Source organism: Streptomyces sp. NPDC030893 (assembly GCF_055571535.1).
In genome coordinates this window covers 38,757-57,487 of sequence record NZ_JBVIFC010000010.1, presented here as the reverse complement: position 1 = coordinate 57,487, position 18,731 = coordinate 38,757, and the positions used below count along the sequence as shown (strand labels likewise).

At 73.6% G+C, this 18,731-nt stretch carries 17 protein-coding genes; 6 read left to right on the top strand and 11 right to left on the bottom strand.

Features of this window, described 5'->3' with window-relative positions:
- Window positions 1–36 precede the first annotated feature (36 nt).
- On the bottom strand, window positions 37–1,629 hold the full coding sequence (locus tag ACZ434_RS19790) for an FAD-binding oxidoreductase (RefSeq protein ID WP_468457510.1): 1,593 nt from the start codon (window positions 1,627–1,629) through the stop codon (window positions 37–39).
- Window positions 1,630–1,703: 74 nt separating this feature from the next.
- Here ACZ434_RS19790 and ACZ434_RS19785 point away from each other — a divergent pair, with 74 nt between their 5' ends.
- On the top strand, window positions 1,704–2,312 hold the full coding sequence (locus ACZ434_RS19785; protein ID WP_468457508.1) for a TetR/AcrR family transcriptional regulator: 609 nt from the start codon (window positions 1,704–1,706) through the stop codon (window positions 2,310–2,312).
- Window positions 2,309–3,889: a glycerol-3-phosphate dehydrogenase/oxidase gene (locus tag ACZ434_RS19780; RefSeq protein ID WP_468457506.1), complete on the top strand. Its 1,581-nt coding sequence runs from the start codon at window positions 2,309–2,311 to the stop codon at window positions 3,887–3,889. The genes ACZ434_RS19785 and ACZ434_RS19780 overlap by 4 nt, the downstream gene beginning before the upstream one ends.
- A 9-nt stretch (window positions 3,890–3,898) precedes the next feature.
- Here the strand turns inward: ACZ434_RS19780 and ACZ434_RS19775 are convergent, their stop codons facing one another.
- Window positions 3,899–5,956 carry a discoidin domain-containing protein gene (locus ACZ434_RS19775; protein WP_468457504.1) on the bottom strand — a complete coding sequence of 686 codons (2,058 nt, stop codon included), beginning with the start codon at window positions 5,954–5,956 and terminating at the stop codon, window positions 3,899–3,901.
- A 137-nt stretch (window positions 5,957–6,093) separates the two neighbouring features.
- Window positions 6,094–6,453: a hypothetical protein gene (locus tag ACZ434_RS19770; RefSeq protein WP_468457502.1), complete on the bottom strand. Its 360-nt coding sequence runs from the start codon at window positions 6,451–6,453 to the stop codon at window positions 6,094–6,096.
- 196 nt (window positions 6,454–6,649) lie between these two features.
- Between ACZ434_RS19770 and ACZ434_RS19765 the strand changes: the two genes are divergently transcribed.
- Both ACZ434_RS19765 and ACZ434_RS19760 read left to right on the top strand, forming a co-directional pair.
- On the top strand, window positions 6,650–7,480 hold the full coding sequence (locus ACZ434_RS19765) for a PP2C family protein-serine/threonine phosphatase (RefSeq protein WP_468457500.1): 831 nt from the start codon (window positions 6,650–6,652) through the stop codon (window positions 7,478–7,480).
- Between the two features lie 52 nt (window positions 7,481–7,532).
- A complete protein-coding gene (locus tag ACZ434_RS19760; protein WP_468457498.1) occupies window positions 7,533–8,540 on the top strand; it encodes an MASE1 domain-containing protein in 1,008 nt (335 codons plus the stop codon).
- 82 nt (window positions 8,541–8,622) lie between these two features.
- Here the strand turns inward: ACZ434_RS19760 and ACZ434_RS19755 are convergent, their stop codons facing one another.
- Window positions 8,623–9,381, bottom strand: coding sequence for a L,D-transpeptidase family protein (locus ACZ434_RS19755; RefSeq protein ID WP_468457496.1), 759 nt, complete (start codon window positions 9,379–9,381; stop codon window positions 8,623–8,625).
- A 489-nt stretch (window positions 9,382–9,870) separates the two neighbouring features.
- Here ACZ434_RS19755 and ACZ434_RS19750 point away from each other — a divergent pair, with 489 nt between their 5' ends.
- On the top strand, window positions 9,871–10,551 hold the full coding sequence (locus ACZ434_RS19750; protein WP_468457494.1) for a hypothetical protein: 681 nt from the start codon (window positions 9,871–9,873) through the stop codon (window positions 10,549–10,551).
- Between the two features lie 17 nt (window positions 10,552–10,568).
- Here ACZ434_RS19750 and ACZ434_RS19745 read toward each other — a convergent pair whose 3' ends face one another.
- The 6 genes from ACZ434_RS19745 to ACZ434_RS19720 all read right to left on the bottom strand — a co-directional run bounded on the left by ACZ434_RS19745 (window position 10,569) and on the right by ACZ434_RS19720 (window position 16,108).
- Window positions 10,569–11,594 (bottom strand): hydroxyacid dehydrogenase, encoded by a 1,026-nt coding sequence (locus ACZ434_RS19745; RefSeq protein WP_468457492.1) that lies wholly within the window; start codon window positions 11,592–11,594, stop codon window positions 10,569–10,571.
- 207 nt (window positions 11,595–11,801) lie between these two features.
- A complete protein-coding gene (locus ACZ434_RS19740) occupies window positions 11,802–12,599 on the bottom strand; it encodes a transferase (protein ID WP_468457490.1) in 798 nt (265 codons plus the stop codon).
- Window positions 12,596–13,861, bottom strand: coding sequence for a glycosyltransferase family 4 protein (locus ACZ434_RS19735; protein ID WP_468457846.1), 1,266 nt, complete (start codon window positions 13,859–13,861; stop codon window positions 12,596–12,598). The genes ACZ434_RS19740 and ACZ434_RS19735 overlap by 4 nt, the downstream gene beginning before the upstream one ends.
- A 64-nt stretch (window positions 13,862–13,925) precedes the next feature.
- Window positions 13,926–14,339, bottom strand: a complete 414-nt coding sequence (locus ACZ434_RS19730; RefSeq protein ID WP_468457488.1) for a cupin domain-containing protein — start codon at window positions 14,337–14,339, stop codon at window positions 13,926–13,928.
- 119 nt (window positions 14,340–14,458) lie between these two features.
- The gene (locus ACZ434_RS19725; RefSeq protein WP_468457486.1) at window positions 14,459–14,986 is read right to left on the bottom strand and encodes a MarR family winged helix-turn-helix transcriptional regulator; all 528 of its coding nucleotides are present in this window, start codon (window positions 14,984–14,986) and stop codon (window positions 14,459–14,461) included.
- Between the two features lie 30 nt (window positions 14,987–15,016).
- Window positions 15,017–16,108 (bottom strand): PP2C family protein-serine/threonine phosphatase, encoded by a 1,092-nt coding sequence (locus tag ACZ434_RS19720; RefSeq protein ID WP_468457484.1) that lies wholly within the window; start codon window positions 16,106–16,108, stop codon window positions 15,017–15,019.
- A gap of 352 nt (window positions 16,109–16,460) precedes the next feature.
- Here ACZ434_RS19720 and ACZ434_RS19715 point away from each other — a divergent pair, with 352 nt between their 5' ends.
- Entirely contained in the window at window positions 16,461–16,958 is a 498-nt protein-coding gene (locus ACZ434_RS19715; RefSeq protein WP_468457482.1) for a hypothetical protein, read from the top strand.
- Between the two features lie 43 nt (window positions 16,959–17,001).
- On the opposite strand, the gene pgm is transcribed toward ACZ434_RS19715, so the two are convergent.
- Window positions 17,002–18,642, bottom strand: coding sequence for a phosphoglucomutase (alpha-D-glucose-1,6-bisphosphate-dependent) (gene pgm / locus ACZ434_RS19710; protein ID WP_468457479.1), 1,641 nt, complete (start codon window positions 18,640–18,642; stop codon window positions 17,002–17,004).
- Between the last annotated feature and the right edge of the window lie 89 nt (window positions 18,643–18,731).

The window sequence follows — 18,731 nt, the reverse complement described above, 5'->3', positions numbered from 1 at the left end:
CGGGGACGGGCAGGGGCGGGTGGACGCGGGGGCGGGTCAGTCGGCGGGCAGCAGCACGCCGGGGTTCAGCAGTCCCGCCGGGTCCAGCCGCCGCTTCACGGCGCGCAGGGCGTCGATGCCCAGCGGGCCCGCCTCGCGGACGTACCAGTCCCGGTGGTCGGTGCCGACGCCGTGGTGGTGGCTGATGGTGCCGCCGGCGGCGAGGACCGCCTCGTTGGCGGCGTGCTTGGCGCGCGTCCAGTGCGCCACCGGGTCCTCGCCCTGGGCGCAGACCACGGTGAAGTACAGCGAGGCGCCGTTCTCGTAGACGTGGGAGATGTGGCACATGACCAGGGGCGGGGTGCCGGCCTCGGTGAGGGTGGCGGTGAGCGCGTCGCGGACGGCGGCGTACAGGCCGGGGATCCGGGACCAGAACGTCGCCGTCTCGAGCGTCTCGGCGAACGCCCCGGCGTCGAGGAGCGCGTCGCGCAGATACGGCGCGGAGTAGCGCCCGTGCTCCCAGCGCCGGCCCGGCTCCTCGCCCAGGGGGGTGCCGCCGCACGCGCGCAGCACGGCCGCGGCGCGCTCCCTGCGGTACTCCGTGTCCTCCTCCGTGCCCTCGTATCCGGCGATCGCCGTGCAGCCGGCCGCCTGTCGGGCGCCGGCGCCGATCGCGTCCGGGTCGGCCAGGCCGATGAGGGTCTCGGTCTCGTCGGACAGGCGCAGCACGGTGGGCCGCGGTCCGTCCTGGGCGAGCCGGCGCAGCGCGGCGGTCCCCTCCTCGAAGGAGGCGAAGCGCCATCCCTCGTAGACCGTGGTCCGCGGGACGGGGCGGATCCGTACGGTCACGGACGTGATGACGCCGAACGCGCCCTCGGATCCGAGGACGAGCTGGCGCAGGTCGGGTCCGGCGGCCGAGCGGGGGGCGCGGCCGGTGTCCAGGGTGCCCTCGGGGGTGGCGAGGGTGAGGGACAGCACCATCTCGTCGAAGCGGCCGTAGCCGGCGGAGGCCTGGCCGCTGGAGCGGGTCGCGGCGAAGCCGCCGATGGTGGCCCACTCGTAGGACTGGGGGAAGTGGCCGAGGGTGAAGCCGTGTTCGGCGAGCAGCGCCTCGGCCCGCGGGGCGCGCAGGCCCGGTTGCAGGGTGGCGGTGCGGGAGACCGGGTCCAGGTCCAGCAGGCCGTCCATGCGCCGAAGGTCGAGGGCGAGGAAGGCTCCGCGCGGTTCGGGCTCCAGTCCGCCGACGACGGAGGTGCCACCGCCGAACGGCACCAGCGGCAGGCCGTGTTCGGCGCACACCCGCAGGACGGCGAGCACCTCGTCGTGGCCCGAGGGCAGCAGTACGGCCGCGGGGACGGCGGAGACGTCGCCCTCGCGGATGCGCAGCAGGTCGGGGGTGGACTTGCCGCGCGTGTGCCGGACACGGGTCTCCGCGTCGGTGCGCACCTGGGCCTCGTCGCCCAGGGCCGCGACCAGGGCGCGGTGTGCCTCGGGCGTCAGCGGGGTCCCGGGGACGGCCATGTCCTCGAGGGCGACGGGGGCCGCCTCGCGCGGCTTGACACCGAGCAGATCGCGCAACAGCCCGATCACCGTGTCGGGCAGCGGCGTCGCCTCGGCCGGGTCCCCCCAGCCGCTCCACAGCATGTCCATGGCTGTCGTCCTCACCGGTCGGAGATGAGCGATGCCGTCGACCGACGGCCTCACGTGGCGTTACACTGTGACACATGACGCCTATTCGTCACAACGCTTCCGGTGGTTCGGACAACGACGCGGTGCTCGACGCGGTCCGGGACTGCGTGCTGGCCGTCGGGGTCCGCCGCACCACGCTCACCGACGTGGCCCGCCGCGCCGGGGTCTCCCGGATGACGCTCTACCGGCGCTGGCCGGACGTGCGGTCGCTGGTCGGGGATCTGATGACCCGGGAGTGGATCGCGGTGGCCACCGGCGCCATCCCCGAGCCCGCGCCGGGGGTGCCCACGCGCGAGGTAGTCACCGAGGGGCTGGTGGCGGCGGTCCGCGCCTTCGGCGCCCATCCGCTCTTCCGCAAGATCCTCGACGTGGACCCCGAACTGCTCCTGCCCTATGTGCTGGACCGCCGCGGGGCGAGCCAGGAGGCGCTGCTGGGCCTGCTGGCCGGCGCCCTGCGCGAGGGGCACGCCGACGGCTCGGTGCGCGCCGCCCACCCGGAGCGGCAGGCCCGGTCGGTGCTGCTGATCGTGCAGTCCTTCACCCTGTCCCTGCGGACCATGACCGAAGAGGACGACCCCGAGCTCGGCCCCGAGGCCTTCCTCGGCGAACTGCGCGGCATCCTGGAAAGGACCCTCACCCCGTGAACGCCCCCGGCCGACCCGCCTCCGCCTCGTCCCTGTCCGCCGCCCGGCGCACGCGTGAACTGGCCGGCTCCGTGGGCGGACCCGCCGTCGACGTCCTGGTCGTCGGGCTCGGCGCCACCGGCGCGGGGGTCGCCCTGGACGCGGCAGCCCGCGGGCTGGACGTGGTCGCCGTCGACGCCCACGACCTGGCCTTCGGCACCTCGCGCTTCAGCAGCAAACTCATCCACGGAGGGCTGCGCTATCTCGCCTCCGGACGGCTCGACGTCGCCCACGAGAGCGCGGTCGAACGCGGGGTGCTGATGGAGCGCACCGCGCCCCATCTGGTGCACGCCCAGCCGTTCGTACTGCCCCTCACCCCGCTGGTGTCACGCGGTCAGGCCGCCCTGGCCCGCGCGGGGTTCCGGGCCGGCGACACCCTGCGGCTGGCCGCCCGTACGGCCCGGGCCACCCTGCCCCCGCCGCGCCGGCTCTCCACGGTGGAGACCCGTCACCTCGCCCCCGTCCTGCGGAACGACGGGCTGCGCGGCGGACTGCTGTCCTGGGACGGCCGGCTCACCGACGACGCCCGCCTGGTGACCGCCCTCGCCCGTACGGCAGCCGCGCGCGGCGCGCGGATCCTGACCCGGACGCGGGCCCTGGAGCTGACCTCGACGGGGGCCAGGGTCCGTGACGAACTCACCGGCGAGGGGGGCGAGATCCGTGCCCGCGCGGTGATCAACGCGTCCGGCGTGTGGGCGGGCGGCCTCGTCGACGGCGTGCGGATCCGGCCCTCGCGCGGCACCCATCTCGTCCTGCGGCCCGAGAGCCTCGGACCGCTGTCCGCGGGCCTGCACATCCCGATCCCCGGGGAGAACAACCGTTTCGTGCTCGTCCTGCCCCAGGACGACGGCCGGGTCTACGTCGGACTCACCGACGAGCCCGTGGACGGCGACATCCCCGACGTCGCCGGCGCGCCGGAGACGGACATCGGTTTCCTCCTCGACGTCCTCGGCTCCGTCCTGCACGTGCCGGTCCACCGCGGCGACGTGGTCGGTGCCTTCGCCGGACTGCGCCCCCTGCTGGACACCGCGGCGGGAGCCTCGGACACGGCACCGAGGACCGCCGACCTCTCGCGCCGGCACGCGGTGCTCACCTCCTCCGAGGGCGTCGTCACCGTCGTCGGGGGCAAGCTGACCACGTACCGGCGCATGGCCGAGGACGCCGTCGACGCCGCCGTCCGGCTCCGCGGTCTCGGGGCCGGTCCGTCCCCCACGGCCTCCCTGCCCCTGGTGGGCGCCGCGCCGCCGCACGTCCTCGCCGCACTGCCGGCACCGCGCCGGCTCGTCCGGCTGTACGGCACCGAGGCCCCGGCCGTCCACGCGCTCGGGGCACGGGACGTCCGCCTCGGCGAGCCGGTGCTGCCCGGGTATCCCGTCACCCGGGCCGAACTGCTGTGGGCCCTGCGCCACGAGGGCGCGCTGGACGAGGAGGACGTCCTCGACCGCCGTACCCGCATCGGGCTCGTCCCCGCCGACCGGGACACGGCGCTCGAAGCGGTACGCGCCCTCCTGGACGGGGCCTTCCCCTACGGCGGTTGAGGACTCCGCTCACTGCCCCCGCACATCGACCTCGCGCAGCGAGTAGCCCCAGTCGGTCCCCCGGTCCAGGAACGTCAGGCGGAGATGGCGCGCCGGCGAGGGGGTGAACACGGCCGTGTCCAGGCCGCCGTCGCCGGAGGCGGTGGACCAGACGGTGCGCCAGTTCGTGCCGTCGCCGGAGAGCTCGACGCGGTACGCGGTCCCGTAGGCGCGTTCCCAGTCCAGGGTGACGCGCCCGACCCGGTGGGTGGCGCCGAGGTCGATCCGCAGCCACTGGCCGTCGCTCCAGTCACTGGCCCAGCGGGTGCCCCGGTCGCCGTCCACGGCCCTGCCGGGCGCGTAGCTGGTGAACGGGTTCCATTCCGCCGAACTGGCGGTGACCGGGGCGTCCTCGGCAAGGTTCACCCCGGCCCGGTGCCGCTCGGCGGCGCCCCAGGTGTCGAGGTAGGACTCGGCGCCCCGGAAGAGGTCGTCCACCACGTCCTGACCCCCGACGCGCCGGATGTCCTCGATCCAGTCGGGGACGAGGCCGTAGTGCGCGGCTCCGTCGGTGTTGAGGTCCCAGGTGCGCTCGCCGGTCGTCTGGCGGTCGAGGAGCGATCCGCCGTCGGCGCTGCGGAAGGGGTAGGTGACCGGGTCGGGGGCGTTCGCCCCGCGCGGGGCCGGCCAGCCGCCGACACCGTTCATGTCGGTGCCGTAGCCGTAGCCCACGCCGTACTTGTCGCGCAGCCCCTCGGTGCGCTCCGCCTCCGCGACGAAGTGCTCCGAGCCGTTCATGTACTGGGCGGTGAACCCGCCGAGGGCGTAGACCCGTTCGGTCCAGTTCAGGTCCATCCAGCTGTGCGAGGAGAGGACACCGGGGTAGGACTCGGCCTCGAAGAGGTCGAGGACCCTGCCGGTGGCCTTGACGCTCATGTGGTCGATCTCGAGCATCATGTTGCGCTTCATCATGCCGCGTACGGCGTACTCACCCAGCTCGGTGAGTCCGCGGACATTGCACCGGGCGTCCTCGGCGTAGTCCGGCACCTCCACGCCCTCCGGGAGTTCCCGCTCGGCGCCGGGCGCGGAGGCGAGACCGATGGGGTTGTCGGCCTGGGGGCCGGTGCACTTCTCGGTCCGCCAGAAGGTGCCGGTGGACAGGAACTGCCCCACGTTGATCGCGGTGCCGAGCGCCCCCGAGTCGAAACGCACCCCGCACAGCGCGTTGTCGAACTTGTGGCACAGGAACATGCTGCGCACGCCCAGGGCGTACAGCTCGTCCAGTCCGGCGTCGATGTCGGCCCGGTCGCACTGCGCGATGTCCAGGACCTGCTTGCAGCCGAAGGGTTCGGAGGTCTCGACACCGAGGACCACGGCGAGTTTGCCCTGCGCGATCACCTCACGCGCCTGCGCGCTGTCGGTGACGATCCGGAACCAGCCCTTGCCCGGCCCGCCGTACATGCCGTCGATGTACGCCTGCATGTCGTAGGTCAGTTCCGCCTGGAGCCTGATCGACGTCATCTCGTCGCAGTCGCGGTCCTTGAAGAAGTACACGGAGCAGATCACGCCGTTGGTGACGAGGTCGTTGACCATCACCCGCTGGCCGCCGCGCCAGGCCCGCTCGATCCAGGCGTAGTAGTTCTGCTGGTGGGTGAGCGAGTCGTGGGCGGGCCAGTCCCGGAAGGTGGGCCAGCCGGCCGGATCGTGCCTGCCGTCACCGCCGCCCGTGATGAAGTCGAAGACGGCGAGGGAGCCGTCGGGGTAGTGCTCGGGACAGTCCTTGAGGGCGTCGGCGATGCCCTTCTCCGAGAACGCCCTGCCGCAGATGAGCCGGCCGCCGAAGGCCTCGTTGGACATGATGTGGTTGTGCGCGTCGACGAACCCGCGGACCTCACCGGACGCGCCCGTTCCCTTGAACGGCTCGCCGGTGACGTTGATCCCGGAGTCCGGCGCGGGCCGGTCGGCGGGGTCCCACCAGCCCCGGTCGGAGGCGGAGACGGGCGCGGGAAGGAGGGCCGCGGCCAGCGCGAGGAGGAGCAGCGTGACGAGGCCGAGGTGCCGTCGTGTGCGATACGAGGTCCAGGTCATTGCACTCGTCCCTCCGTCGCGGAGTTGTCATGACCGGCGCAAGCTCTGGGCCGAGGATCGCTACTGGCGCGTAGGGCGTCAAGGGGGCGCGCGCCATCCGGCCGTCCGTGGACCGCGGGCCGGCGGTCGACGGGGCGCTACTGCCCCCAGAGCTTTCCGCCGGTCTCGTAGTGCAGGGAGATGGAGCGCAGGACGTCGGCGGAGGACACGTCGGTGCGGCCCTCGTCGTGGATCTCGGCGAGCTGGACGAAGGCGAAGGTGAGGGACGAGGCGATCTGCACGATGGCGGGGCCGAGCTTCTCGGTGACGATGTCCGCCACCTCGCGCGCGCTCGCGTCGGCCGGCAGCTGCACGTGCGGCAGCATCTCCTGAAGCAGCGTGGCGACCGCACCGTTCCCGGCCACGTCGGCCTCCGGGTTCTCACGCAGCCGGCGCCGCATTTCCAGGGCTTCGGTGAGGATGCCGACGCTCCGCTGCATGATCTCCCGCTGTTCCATGCGCACAGCCTAGACAGGTGCCGCGACCGGCCGGGCGGGAACGACCGCCGCGGCCCCCGCCGGCCCGGGCCCGGTGAGCACGCGACTGGCCCGGCCCTCCTTCTGCTGACTATCATCCTTTTCATCTGTGAATGCGTACTTCGTCCCCCAAGGGGCGGCCACCGCGCGTGAGTGTCCTCGCCCGAGTGAGTGATCCATGTCCCGCACCGGCTCCACGGACGACGGCGACGAGCTGCTGGTCAGGCTCGGGACGCTGACGGCTCAGGCACGCGCCCAGGCGCAGGGGCAGCGCTCCCGGGTGGAACTGGCCATCGCCCTGCAGCGCGGCATGCTGCCGAGGGGGCTGCCGGTCGCCGAGGGTGTACGGCTCGCCGTGCGGTACGCGCCCGCCAACCAGGGACTCAACGTCGGCGGCGACTGGTACGACGCGTTCACCATGCCCGACGGCCGGATCGGTCTGTCCATCGGCGACGTGCAGGGGCACAACATCGAGGCCGCCGCCTTCATGGGGCAGGTCCGGGTCGGGCTGCGGGCGCTCGCCTCCGTCGGCAGCGACCCGGGTGAACTTCTCGCCCGGACCAACGAACTCCTGCTGTCGCTGAGCTCCGACCTGTTCGCCACCTGCACCTTCATGCGGCTCGACCCGGAGACCCGGCTGCTGGAGAGCGCCCGCGCCGGGCACCTGCCGTGCGTGTGGGCCACCGCGGACGGCCGCTCCGGGGTGACCCGGGACGAGGGCGGCCCTCCGCTGGGGATCCAGTCCGGGGAGGTCTACCCCGTCACCCGGTACCGGCTCGACACGGGCGGGGTGTTCGTGATGCTCACCGACGGGGTGGTGGAGGGACCGTCCATGCCCCTCGACGAGGGCCTGCACCAGGCGGCGCGGCTCGCGGGCATAGCGGCGGTCGCGCGCATGGACACGGACGCCCTCGCCGCCGCCCTGATCAAGGGCGCGGAGCAAGTGGGGCACGACGACGACGCGGCCGTCCTCGTGATCGGGCACGACAGGCTCGACTCTCATCCATAGGGCCGACAGGACGCGGGGTCCCACCTCGCCGACACGGCGGCCCCGGTGTGTGATGGCTTGTGTGGTGGCTCGCCAGGATCTCCGTACACCCGCCGTCGTCGTGCTCGAGACGCTGGCCGTCGCCGCCTGCTACTACGCCGCGGGACGCATCGGGCTGCTGCGCGAACTGACCGTGGCCGGCGCGGTGGTGTCGCCCATCTGGCCGCCGACCGGGGTGGCCGTCGCCGCTCTGCTGATCCTCGGGCCGCGCTGCTGGGCGGGGATCGCGCTGGGCACCCTGTTCGTCGTCATGCACCTCACCTCGCTGCGGCCGGCCTCGGTCGTCCTCCTCGCGGGCAACACCGCCGCGCCCGTGTGCGGATACCTCCTGCTGCGCGCCGTGGGCTTCCGCACCGACCTCAGCCGATTACGGGACTGCCTCGCCCTGGTGTTCCTGGGCGCCTTCTCGGCCATGCTGATCAGCTCCTCCACCGGCGCGGGACTCCTGGTCGCCACGGGGGACCTTCCGGGGCGGAACTTCTGGGGGGTGTGGCTGGCCTGGTGGGTGGGGGACGCGATGGGCGTACTGCTCATCACCCCGGTGCTGCTGATGCTCCTGCGCGTACGGCCCCCGCTGCGCTGGTCGAGGTGGGCGGAGGCGGCGGGTCTGGTGGTGATCGCGGGCGGTCTCGTGCCGCTGGCCACGCGCAGCCCGGCGAGTCTGCTGTTCACCATCTACCCGTTGCTGATCTGGGCGGCGCTGCGGTTCCAGCTGCCCGGCAGCATGCTGTGCGCGCTGTTCGCCTCCGTCATGGCCACGATCGCGGCGACCGACCGCATCGGGCCATTCGAGCACATGTCCGAGGTCGAGGTGATGGCCAATCTGCAGTCGTTCAACGGGGCGATGGCCCTGACCTCGCTGCTGCTGTCCGCCGTGATCACCGAGCAGCACAACACCCGGCGGTCCGTGGAGCGGGCCTGTCAGGAACTCGTCGAGGTGCTGGAGCATCTCACTGCGGGGGAATCCGCGGCGGGGCGGCCCCCGAGGGACGAGGACGGGCGGCCGCGGAACGCGGACTGAGGTCCGTCCCCCGCGGCCCCTCCCCGGCGCACGGACAGCGCACCGGCCGCACCCGCACCCCCACCCCCACCCCCACCCGGCGTCACTCGTCCAGGGACGCGGCGTCGCCCATCACCACCACCGGATGCAGGTCGGGATCGAGGGCCCGCAGGAGTTCCCTCATATGGTGCTTCTGCAGGCCGACGCAGCCCTGGGTGGGCCCCTGGTGGTCGACGTGCAGCCAGATGCCGCCGCCCCGGTCGGCCCCGAGCGGACGGGTCAGGTCCAGCGGGGTCGTGCCGGGTTCCCGGTTGTAGTCGATGGCGACGACGTAGTCGAAGGAGCCTGCCAGCGGCTCGCCCTCGAAGCCGGTGCCGCTGACGCTGAAGGCGTCCGACCGGTCGTAGGGCAGGTCGGTGCCGGGGTCGGGCAGCAGTCCCCCGGCGTCGGTGAGGGTGTAGACACCGATCGGTGAGCGGAGGTCGCCCGCCCAGTGGTCGTCGGTCCAGCCCTTGAGGGCGTTGCGTGCGGGCCACGCCGGTCCGGCCTCCCAGCCGGAGCCGGTGTGCTCGTACAGCACGGCCTCGGAGCGGTTGGCGTCCCTGTCCCTGCCGGTGACCACGAGCACCTGACGGGACTTCTCCGGGATCCACGCCCGTGTCCGGGGGCCGAGCCCGGGGATCCGGGCGGGCGCCTGTGTCCCGGCTCCGGCGCCGGTGCGGCCCTGGGCGGTGTTCGCGGTGCCGGGCGGCCCGGCGGCCGGCGCCGTGGCCGCCGGAGTGTCCGGCGCCGTGGTGCCGGTGCCCGTCCCGCATCCGGTCAGGGCCGCGAGGACGAGGAGGACGACGGCCGCCGACGGCACACGGCCGCGCGCTCGGACGGGGGTTGCGGCCCGGCGTCCGGCCCGGGACGGAGCTCGGTGACGCGGACGGTGCGGGCAGTCGATCGATGAAGCCATGTCCTCAGCCTGACTTCGACTCGCCTGATTCGCCTCAGCTCCCCGCGCGAGTCCGGCGAAGTCCCCCGTCTGCGCCGCCCCTGTACGGCATCGTCCGGCCCCGTGAGGAAACCCGTTCGGGTGACGGGCCCGCGCCCCGGGTGGAGCAGTCGCCCACCGGACGGAGTACCGCGCGGATGTGGCGCTGCCGTCCCCTCACCCGCTGCGAGCCCGGTTCGACGACCGTGTTCCCCTTCGGCCGAACCGGTGACGGCGACGTCCGGGTGCGGTGCGGGCGGGTCCCGCGGGACCGGAGGACGTCAACCGGCAACCCGTCAGCAGAAACGGTCAACCGCCCCCGGCCGTACCATGGCTGGTCATCAGGTGAACCAACGGGAAGAAAGGGGCACCGCCGTGTCCGAGAACTCCACCGCCGCAACCGACCTCACCTCGCAGTACACCGCCCAGGTCGCCAACGACCTGGAGCGCAACGTCAAGGAGCAGGAGCGGGTCACCGCGGAGATCGCCGCCCTCCAGGAGCAGTTGACGGTGCTTCAGCACGACCACACGATCCTGGTGAACATGCAGCAGGCACTGGGCCTCGCCGCGGCGCCCGCCGGGCCCGCGGACACCTCCGAGGCGGAGGCGGCACCGGGCGGCGCGACCGTCCCGGCACCACGCGGGAGGGACAACGCCAAGTCCGGCGACCGGAGGCCGAAGCGGGCGAAGAAGGCGCCCGCGCGCACCAAGCCCGTACCCGCGCCGGCCCCGAAGAAGGCGGCGCGACCCAAGTCACAGGAAGCCAAGGCGCGTTCGGCGAAGGCGCAGGCGGCCACGCCGGACGGGCCCAAGCTGGTGGAACTCGTCCGCCTGCACCTGAGCGAGCAGCGCGAGCCGCGGTCGGCGGCGGAGGTGGCCGACGCCCTCGGCACGGCGCATCCGGAGCGCACGTTCAGGACCACGGTCGTGCGCAGCACGCTGGAGGGTCTCGTCGCCCGCAACCGGGCCCAGCGCACCAAGCAGGGCACGTCGGTCTTCTACACCACGCCCGACACCCCCGGGCAGACCGAGCGGGGGGACGACGCGCGGTCCTGACGGTTCGAACGGGACGCTCATGCGAGGAAGGCCAGCCTGTCGCGTCGTACCGGGTGGTGGAAGCCCTCACCGGAGGCCCAGCGCGCGACCTCGGAGACGGCCTGATCGGCGAGCCGGCGCCACTCGTTGCCCTGGGAGCCGGCGAGGTGGGGGGTGAGCAGCACGTTGGCGCACTCCCACAACGGGTGCGCGGGCGGCAGGACTTCGGGGTCGGTCACGTCGAGGACGGCGCGGATCCGGCCGTCCAGCGCGGCGGCGGTGAGGGCGTCCTGGTCGACGACCGCGCCGCGTGCCGTGTTGATGAGTACGGCGTCGGGGCGCATGGAGTCGATCAGTTCACGGCCGACCAGCCCGCGCGTCTCGGGCAGCAGCGGGGTGTGCACGCTCACGGTGTCGCTGCGCCGGAACAGTTCCGTCAGCCCGACGCGTTCCACGCCGAGTCGCCGGGCCTCGGCGTCGTCGACCCACGGGTCGTGCAGCAGCACCCCGATGTCGTGCGGGCGGAGCAGGTCGATGACCCGGCGGCCGATGAGCGACGCGGACAGGATGCCGACGGTGCGGCGGTGGTTGCCGACGGTGCGGGGTGTGCGCAGCCAGTCGGCCCGGGCGCGTGCGGCGCGGTACTCGCGCGCGCTCTCCAGGACCCGTTTGCCGGTGAGCAGGATCATGGCGAGGGTGTACTCCGCGACCGGGAGCGCGTTGGCCGCGGCGGCGGAGGACACCTCGATGCCGCGTTCCCAGCAGGCGTCGGTGACATGGCCGCGTACGCTGCCCGCGGTGTGCACGAGGGCCCGCAGCCGGGGCGCCGCCCGCAGCACGTCCGCGTCCAGGGGCGGGCAGCCCCACCCGGTGACCAGCAGGTCGACATCGGCGAGCACGGCCCGGGCCCGGGACGTGGTCAGGTCGTCCAGTGCCGGGAGGGGCGCGAGATCGCACAGGGCGCGGAGGGCGTCGAGGGACTCGGGGTCGAGGACCGCCGAGGCGGCGTCCGGGGACATGGCCAGTGCGGCGCGGGGGCGGGGGCCTGGCGTGGACCGGGTCATGGCGGGGGGCTCCTCGTGCGGGAGGGTGCCGCCCCCCGCGGTTCCTGCGCGTCCGGGACACGGCCGTACGGGACACGGAAATCGTCGGTGCCCGGGCGGCGGACGGTCAATGGACCGTTCAGAGGACAGCGGCAGGCTCGCACGCGCCGTCCGCCCGTACGGTCGAACGTCGCGGCGAGCTCACCCGGACCGCCGGCCCGCTCCGGTTCACACCGGGGCCTTCACCTCGACGGACAGGTCGTTGTCGACCGTGTAGTACGGGCGGACCCCGGCTTTGTCCACGGTGATCCGGGGGAGCACGAAGACGTCCTTGCGGTCCGCGACGTCGTCCAGGAGGCGGCCGATCCTGACCGGTGGCGCGCCGGCCGCCGGCCGGAGGAAGGCGTCCCAGACGCGGTCGCCGGTCCCCGTGAGTTCCTCGCAGGAGACCGTGAAGGAGCAGCTGCCGTCCTCCGCCGCCGGAGCCGGGAAGGTGAGCACGGTACCCGGGTCGGTCCGCAGCCGCAGCAACGCCTCGGCGCTCTCGGCCGGTTCGGCTCCGTGCAGGCGGACCTGTACCGTCACCGCCGTGCCGGCGATGCCGATGCGGCCGGTCTCCGCGTGGGCGGTGCGCAGCCAGGCCCGTACGGCGAGGAAGCCGTCCTTGGTGGTGTACGGCACCCGGACGGCCACCGGGGCCGGCCGTTCGCGCAGGCCGCCGTCGACGAGCACCCGTACGTCGCGTGGCCCGGGCCGCAGACGCTCGCGCCCGGCGTCCGGCCCCGGCAGCAGGAACACGTCCCAGCGGCCCTCGGCGAGCCGGGGCTGCGGCTCCAGCACGGCGCGGAACTCGCCGTCGGAGCCGTGGGGTTCGAGGTCGAGGGTGTGCGTCGTCTCCTCGGGCCGTCCCTTCCCGGGGCGCAGCACCAGCAGCAGGCGGGGGTGGGTGACCGCGGGCGGCGACAGCCGGAAGGTGATCCGGCCGTCGGCGTCGATGGAGCAGTGGGTGCGGGGCACGGTGCTCACCGGCGTCCCTTCCGTACGGTGCGCAGCGCGCTCGATGCGGCGGCGTGGGCGAGGTCGCGGGCCGCGTGGCCCTGGCTGACGAGGGCGTGGTGCATCCCGCCCGGTGACGGTGCGCCGGGGCGGCCGCCGCCGCGGGCCTCGACCGCCTCCCGGAGGATGCGTTCGGCCTGGGCCACGACCGGTCCGGGGGCGAACCGGCGTGCGTTGTCCAGTGCCGCCCTGCCCATGCGGCGGCGCCGCTCGTCGTCGCGGACCAGGCCGAGGAGGGCCTCGCCGAAGGCGGCGCTGTCCCCGACCGGCACGAGCCGGCCGTCCTCGCCGTCCTTGATGATCTCCCCGGGCCCGTAGGGGCAGTCGGTGCTCACGAACGGCAGCCCGCAGCGCATCGCCTCGACGAGGGTCATGCCGAACGGTTCGAAGTTGGAGGCGGCCACGCCGATCGAGCCCTTGACCCACTCGGCTTCCATGGGCGTCGCCGCACCCATGAGGAAGACGTTGTTCCACAGGCCGAGCGTCTCGATCAGCCCGCGCAGCCGGTCCCGTTCCTCGCCCTTGCCGTAGATGCGCAACTGCCAGTCGGGGTACTCGGCGGCGACCCGGGCGAACGCCTCGATGATCAGGTCGAACCGCTTGACGGGGACCAGCCGTCCGGCGGCCACCACGACCTTGGCGGTCCCGTCGGCGGTGGGCAGTACGGGGTCGGGGACGCTGTTGGGCAGCGCCTCCACCCGTACGCCGGGCAGCCTCATCTTGCGCCGGTAGGAGGCGGCGTCCGCCTCCGTGACCGTGGTGAGCACGTCGAGCCCGCGGTAGGCGCGGCGCAGCGCGGTGCGCAGCGCGGGCGAGTGGTTGTCCAGGGTGAGGTGTTCCTGTCCGACCCGTACGACGTGCCGGGGGGCCTGGCGGGCGAGGTGCACATTGAGCCCCGGCCGGGTGCCGATGACGGCGTCCGCGTCGGTGTCCGCCAGGAACTCGGCGATCCGCCGGTCCGTCAGTTCGCTGTACTGGTGGTGGCGGTACTCGGCGGCGGGGAACACCTCGGCGGGTCTGCGGTGCAGGGGGTGGTCCCGTTCCCGCCGCAGATCCACCAGTGCCCGCAGCCGCACGCCCGGGTGCACGGTGAGGTTGGGGTGCTCCCGGTGGCGCAGCACCGAGACGATCTCCACGTCGTGCCGTTCGGCGAGCGCGCCCGCCAGGTTGAACGTGGTGGTGATCGTGCCTCCGATCCCATAGGCGTTATGGATCAGGAAAGAAACCTTCATGGCGATCAAGACCGCACAATGGCTTCAGAAGTTGTCCGCTGTTATCACTTTGTGGCCGTGGTGATCACGATCGGACAGCTGGGTCCTCCGGGCGCCCGATCCGCATCCCGGGGCGGCGGCGGTGCACGGTGAGGTAGCTCAGCCCGTCCGGGCCGGCGGCGAGACTCCGGGTGGAGCCGTGCGGGAGCCAGGTCAGGGCTCCGGCGGTGAGGGCGTGGGGGCCGTCGGGGGAGGTGAGGGTGCCGGTGCCGGCGAGGACGAGCAGCAGGACGTCGAGTTCGGGTTCGCGGTGGGTGCCGACCTGCTGTCCCGGCGGGAGGCGTACGACGTTGGCGTCGAGTTGCCGGCCGGACTCCGCGAGCCGCCACAGGGCGCCGGCGGACGCGTCGTCGACGGCGGCGGCCAGCGCGGCCGTGTCGCACAGGATCCGCGGCAGGGGGACCTCGCCGCCCGGTGCGTCACTGTCTTCCGACGTCATCAGGTGTCACCGTCCCCTGTGCCCGGACGCGCGGCCGTCCACGGTCCCCTTCAAAGGGAACCTAACATGTGGATTTGGGCAGTTCGGTGAGCCGGCCGGCAGCATGCTTCCCGCCGTGCTCAGGTGCGCTCGGCGCGGGACCCGTCCGCAGCCCAGCCGAGCGGGTACGGCTCCGGTTCGCCGGCCGGCGGCTCCCCGCCCGCCTCGTTGAAGGCGGTGAGCGCCCCGACCAGGGCCGCCCGCTGCCGCGGGTCCAGCCGCTCGACGATCCGGGCGATCTCCGTCCGGCGGCGCGCGGTGACGTCCTCGACCGTGCGCCGGCCGTCCTCGGTGAGCCGCAGCAGGGTCTCCCTGCGGTTGGCGGGATTGGTCTGCCGGTCGGCGAGACCGGCCGCTATCAGCCGGTCGACCATCCGCATCGCGGTGGACGGGGCGACCTGGAGCAGATCGGCCAGGACGACGAGCTTGGTGGCACCCCGCGTGGAGAGCACCATCAGCATGCGGAACTGCGGCAGCGTCACCCGCTCCCCGACCGCCGCGAGCGACCGCGCCGAGACCGCCACCAGCAGCCGGGAGGCGGTCAGCACCGCGCGGGTGACCGCCTCGACGTCGTCCCTGGCCCGGTCGGGGTCCGCACGCTCCGGCATGCGTCCTTTGTACCTCGCCGCGCGGGCCGCTCACTCGCCGAGGGGCGCCGCGCCCGGTTCCCGGTGACGGTGGTAGCGCAGCAGGAGCATCGCGGCGTCGTCGCCGGGCGGCCCGCCCGCATGCTGGACCAGGTCCTCGCGCAGGGCCTCCAGGGCACGGTGCGCGTCGGGTTCCTTCAGCAGCTGCGTGCGCTCGCCCAGCGGGTAGAAGTGCCCCTTCTCGTCGCGGGCCTCGGTGACGCCGTCGGTGTAGAGCAGCAGTTGCTCGCCCGGGGCGAACGCCACCCGGTAGGGCTCAGGCCCGTCGGAGCCGTGCGCGGACAGACCCAGCGGCAGCGCGAACGCCGGCGGCTCCGGGAAGTCGGTGCTGCCGTCGCGGCGTACGAGCATCGGGGCCGGATGCCCGTAGTTGAGCAGGACGACCTCCTGGTCGGCGCCGATCTCCGCGAGGACGGCGGTGACGAACCGCTCCCCCTCCAGTTCCCGGGCCACACTGCGCTCCACCCGCTCGCCCAGCCCGACCAGGTCGGGTTCGTCGTAGGCGGCCTCCCGGAAGGCGCCGAGCACCACGGCGGCCGTCTCCACCGCCGCCAGACCCTTGCCCTGCACATCGCCGAGGATGACCCGGACGCCGTGCGGCGAGGCCACCACCTCGTAGAGGTCGCCGCCGATGCGTGCCTCCGCGACGGCCGATGTGTAGGACACGGCCACCTGGACGGGCCCGGCGGTCAGCGGCACGGGACGCAGCAGCACCCGCTGGGCGACCTCGGCGATCGAGCGCACACTGGCCAGTTCCGCCTCCCGGCGGGAACGCGCCACCGCGGCGGCGATGCCGACACCGGTGACTCCCGCGACCGACACCATGGCGGTGTAGCCGCGGCGCTCCGCGAACAGCCCGTTGTAGAGGCCCAGGCCGACGCAGAGCAGCAGGGCCAGTGCGCCGATCACCGCGGTACGGCGCCAGCCGCCGACCAGTCCCGCGAAGGCGGGCCCGAGCGACACCAGCGGCAGCAGTCCGATGCCCGGGCCGGCCACGACGTCGACGACGGCGATCACCGCCATCACCGCGAGCGGCATCCAGGACAGCGCCCACGGACTCGATGGCGGTTTCTCGTCGGTCATGACCTGCTCCAGCGGTGTCGAGGGCACTCGAGAGCCGCCCGTCTCCTCCCCAGACGCCCCTCCCCCACCTTTAGCCTATGCAAAGGTCACCGGGGCGTCGTGGCCTCCGCGACGGACCTTTATCCAATCGAGTCCCGTGGGGCGGGCGCCGGGCCCCGCGCGGCCGTCCGGGCCCGCGCACGCGGATGTCCCGGTGCGGCTGCGCCGTGCCGCGATCGGCGGAATCGGGCGCGACGAGCGGCCCGGCCCCCTGTCCTTCTGTTTTTTCGCTGTGCGATGATCCTGCCCGGGCCCCCGGCGACCCGGCCGAGAGGCCGTCGCGGGCTCCCGCACACGAGAGGAACGAAGGCACGTGACCGCGCAGAGCCCGGACACCGGCGGATCGCCGGACGAGCACGACGGTACGCCGTCCGTGCCCGAGGACGTCTGGCAGCGGTTCCTCAGCGACACCGAACACGCCATCCGGGCCACCGCGCCCAAGGAGCCCCCGGCGCACCAGCGGACGGCACGCCCGCACGCCGGCGCGGCGCGGGAGGACGCCGCCCCGGCATCGGTCGGTGACCTGTGGCGTCCTGACGACCCGTGGGAGGGTCCCTCCTGGCGGAACCTGGACCGCCGCGCCAAACTGCGCCGTACCGGACGCGTGGTGGGCACGGCCGCCGCGATCGCCCTGGCACTGGGCGTGTGGTCCCAGCTGTCCACCGGCGCGGGCACACCGGTCGAGGGCCCGGACGGCGACACCGTGCTGCAGCAGTCGGAGGTGGCACCGGCGGACCTGCCGACGGCGGCGTCCGAACCGCCCGGCTTCACCTCACCGTCCCCGGCCGGTCCCACCGTTCAAGCCGGCTGACCCGCCCCGGCCGCACCTGGAGGGCGACCGGGACGGGTGGCGGTCAGCCGCCCAGTGCCGCGAGGACCACGGACCTGGCCTCCTCCTGCACCCGGCGGAGGTGGTCGAGGCCCTGGAACGACTCGGCGTAGATCTTGTACACGTCCTCGGTGCCGGACGGGCGGGCGGCGAACCAGGCGCTCTCCGTGGTCACCTTGATGCCGCCGATGGCCGCGCCGTTGCCCGGGGCCTCGGTGAGCACCGCGGTGACCGGCTCCCCCGCGAGGGTGTCGGCGGTCACCTGGGCCGGGGAGAGCTTCGCCAGGCGGGCCTTCTCCTCGCGAGTGGCCGGGGCGTCGATGCGCTCGTAGGCGGGCTCCCCGAAGCGGGCGGTGAGCGCGGCGTAGTGCTCGGAGGGCGTGCTGCCGGTGACGGCCGTGATCTCGGAGGCGAGGAGGGCGAGGATGATGCCGTCCTTGTCGGTGGTCCACACCGAGCCGTCCCGGCGCAGGAACGACGCCCCGGCCGACTCCTCACCGCCGAAGCCGAGGGTGCCGCCCGCCAGGCCGTCCACGAACCACTTGAACCCGACGGGGACCTCGACCAGTTCGCGCTTCAGATCGGCGGCGACCCGGTCGATCATCGCGGAGGACACCAGCGTCTTGCCGACCCCGGCCGCCGCCGGCCACCGCTCGCGGTGCGCGTAGAGGTAGCCGATCGCGGTGGCGAGGTAGTGGTTGGGGTTCATCAGCCCGGCGTCCGGGGTGACGATGCCGTGCCGGTCGGCGTCGGCGTCGTTGCCGGTGGCGATGTCGAAGCGGTCGCGCTGCCGGATGAGGGACGCCATCGCGTGCGGCGAGGAGCAGTCCATCCGGATCTTCCCGTCCCAGTCCAGGGTCATGAACCGCCAGGTCGGGTCGGTGAGCGGGTTGACCACCGTCAGGTCGAGACGGTGCTGTTCGGCGATCCGGCCCCAGTAGGCGACGGAGGCCCCGCCCAGCGGGTCGGCGCCGATCCGCACGCCGGCCGCGCGGATCGCGTCCAGGTCCAGCACGTCGGGCAGGTCCGCGACATAGGTGCCGAGGAAGTCGTAGCGGCCCGTGCCGGGTGCGGCGAGGGCCCGGGCGTACGGGATGCGGCGGACGTCCTTGAGGCCGTCGCGGACGATGTCGTTGGCCCGGTCCTGGATCCAGCCGGTGGCGTCGGAGCCCGCGGGTCCGCCGCTGGGCGGGTTGTACTTGAACCCGCCGTCGGCGGGCGGGTTGTGGGACGGGGTGACGACGACGCCGTCCGCGAGGCCCGTGGTACGGCCCCGGTTGTGGGTGAGGATCGCGTGCGAGACGGCCGGGGTCGGTGTGTAGCCGTCGGCGCTGTCGATGAGCACGGTGACCCCGCTCGCCGCGAACACCTCCAGGGCGCTGACCCGGGCGGGCTCGGACAGCGCGTGGGTGTCGGCGCCGAGGAACAGCGGCCCGTCGATGCCCTGTGCGGCCCGGTACTCGCAGATGGCCTGGCTGGTCGCGGCGATGTGGTCCTCGTTGAACGCGGCCGTCAGGGACGAACCGCGGTGTCCCGACGTCCCGAACGCGACGCGCTGCCCCGGGTCCTCGGGGTCGGGGTGCAGTGCGTAGTACGCCGTGACCAGCCGAGCGACGTCGACGAGATCCTCGGGGCCGGCCGGGCCGCCCGCTCGCTCGTGCTGCATGTGCCCACTCCTCCGCATGGGTTGATTCTTCGCTTGCGGAGACATCTTTCCTCTTCCGAGCCGCACCGCGCGAGTGGGCCCGTGCCCGC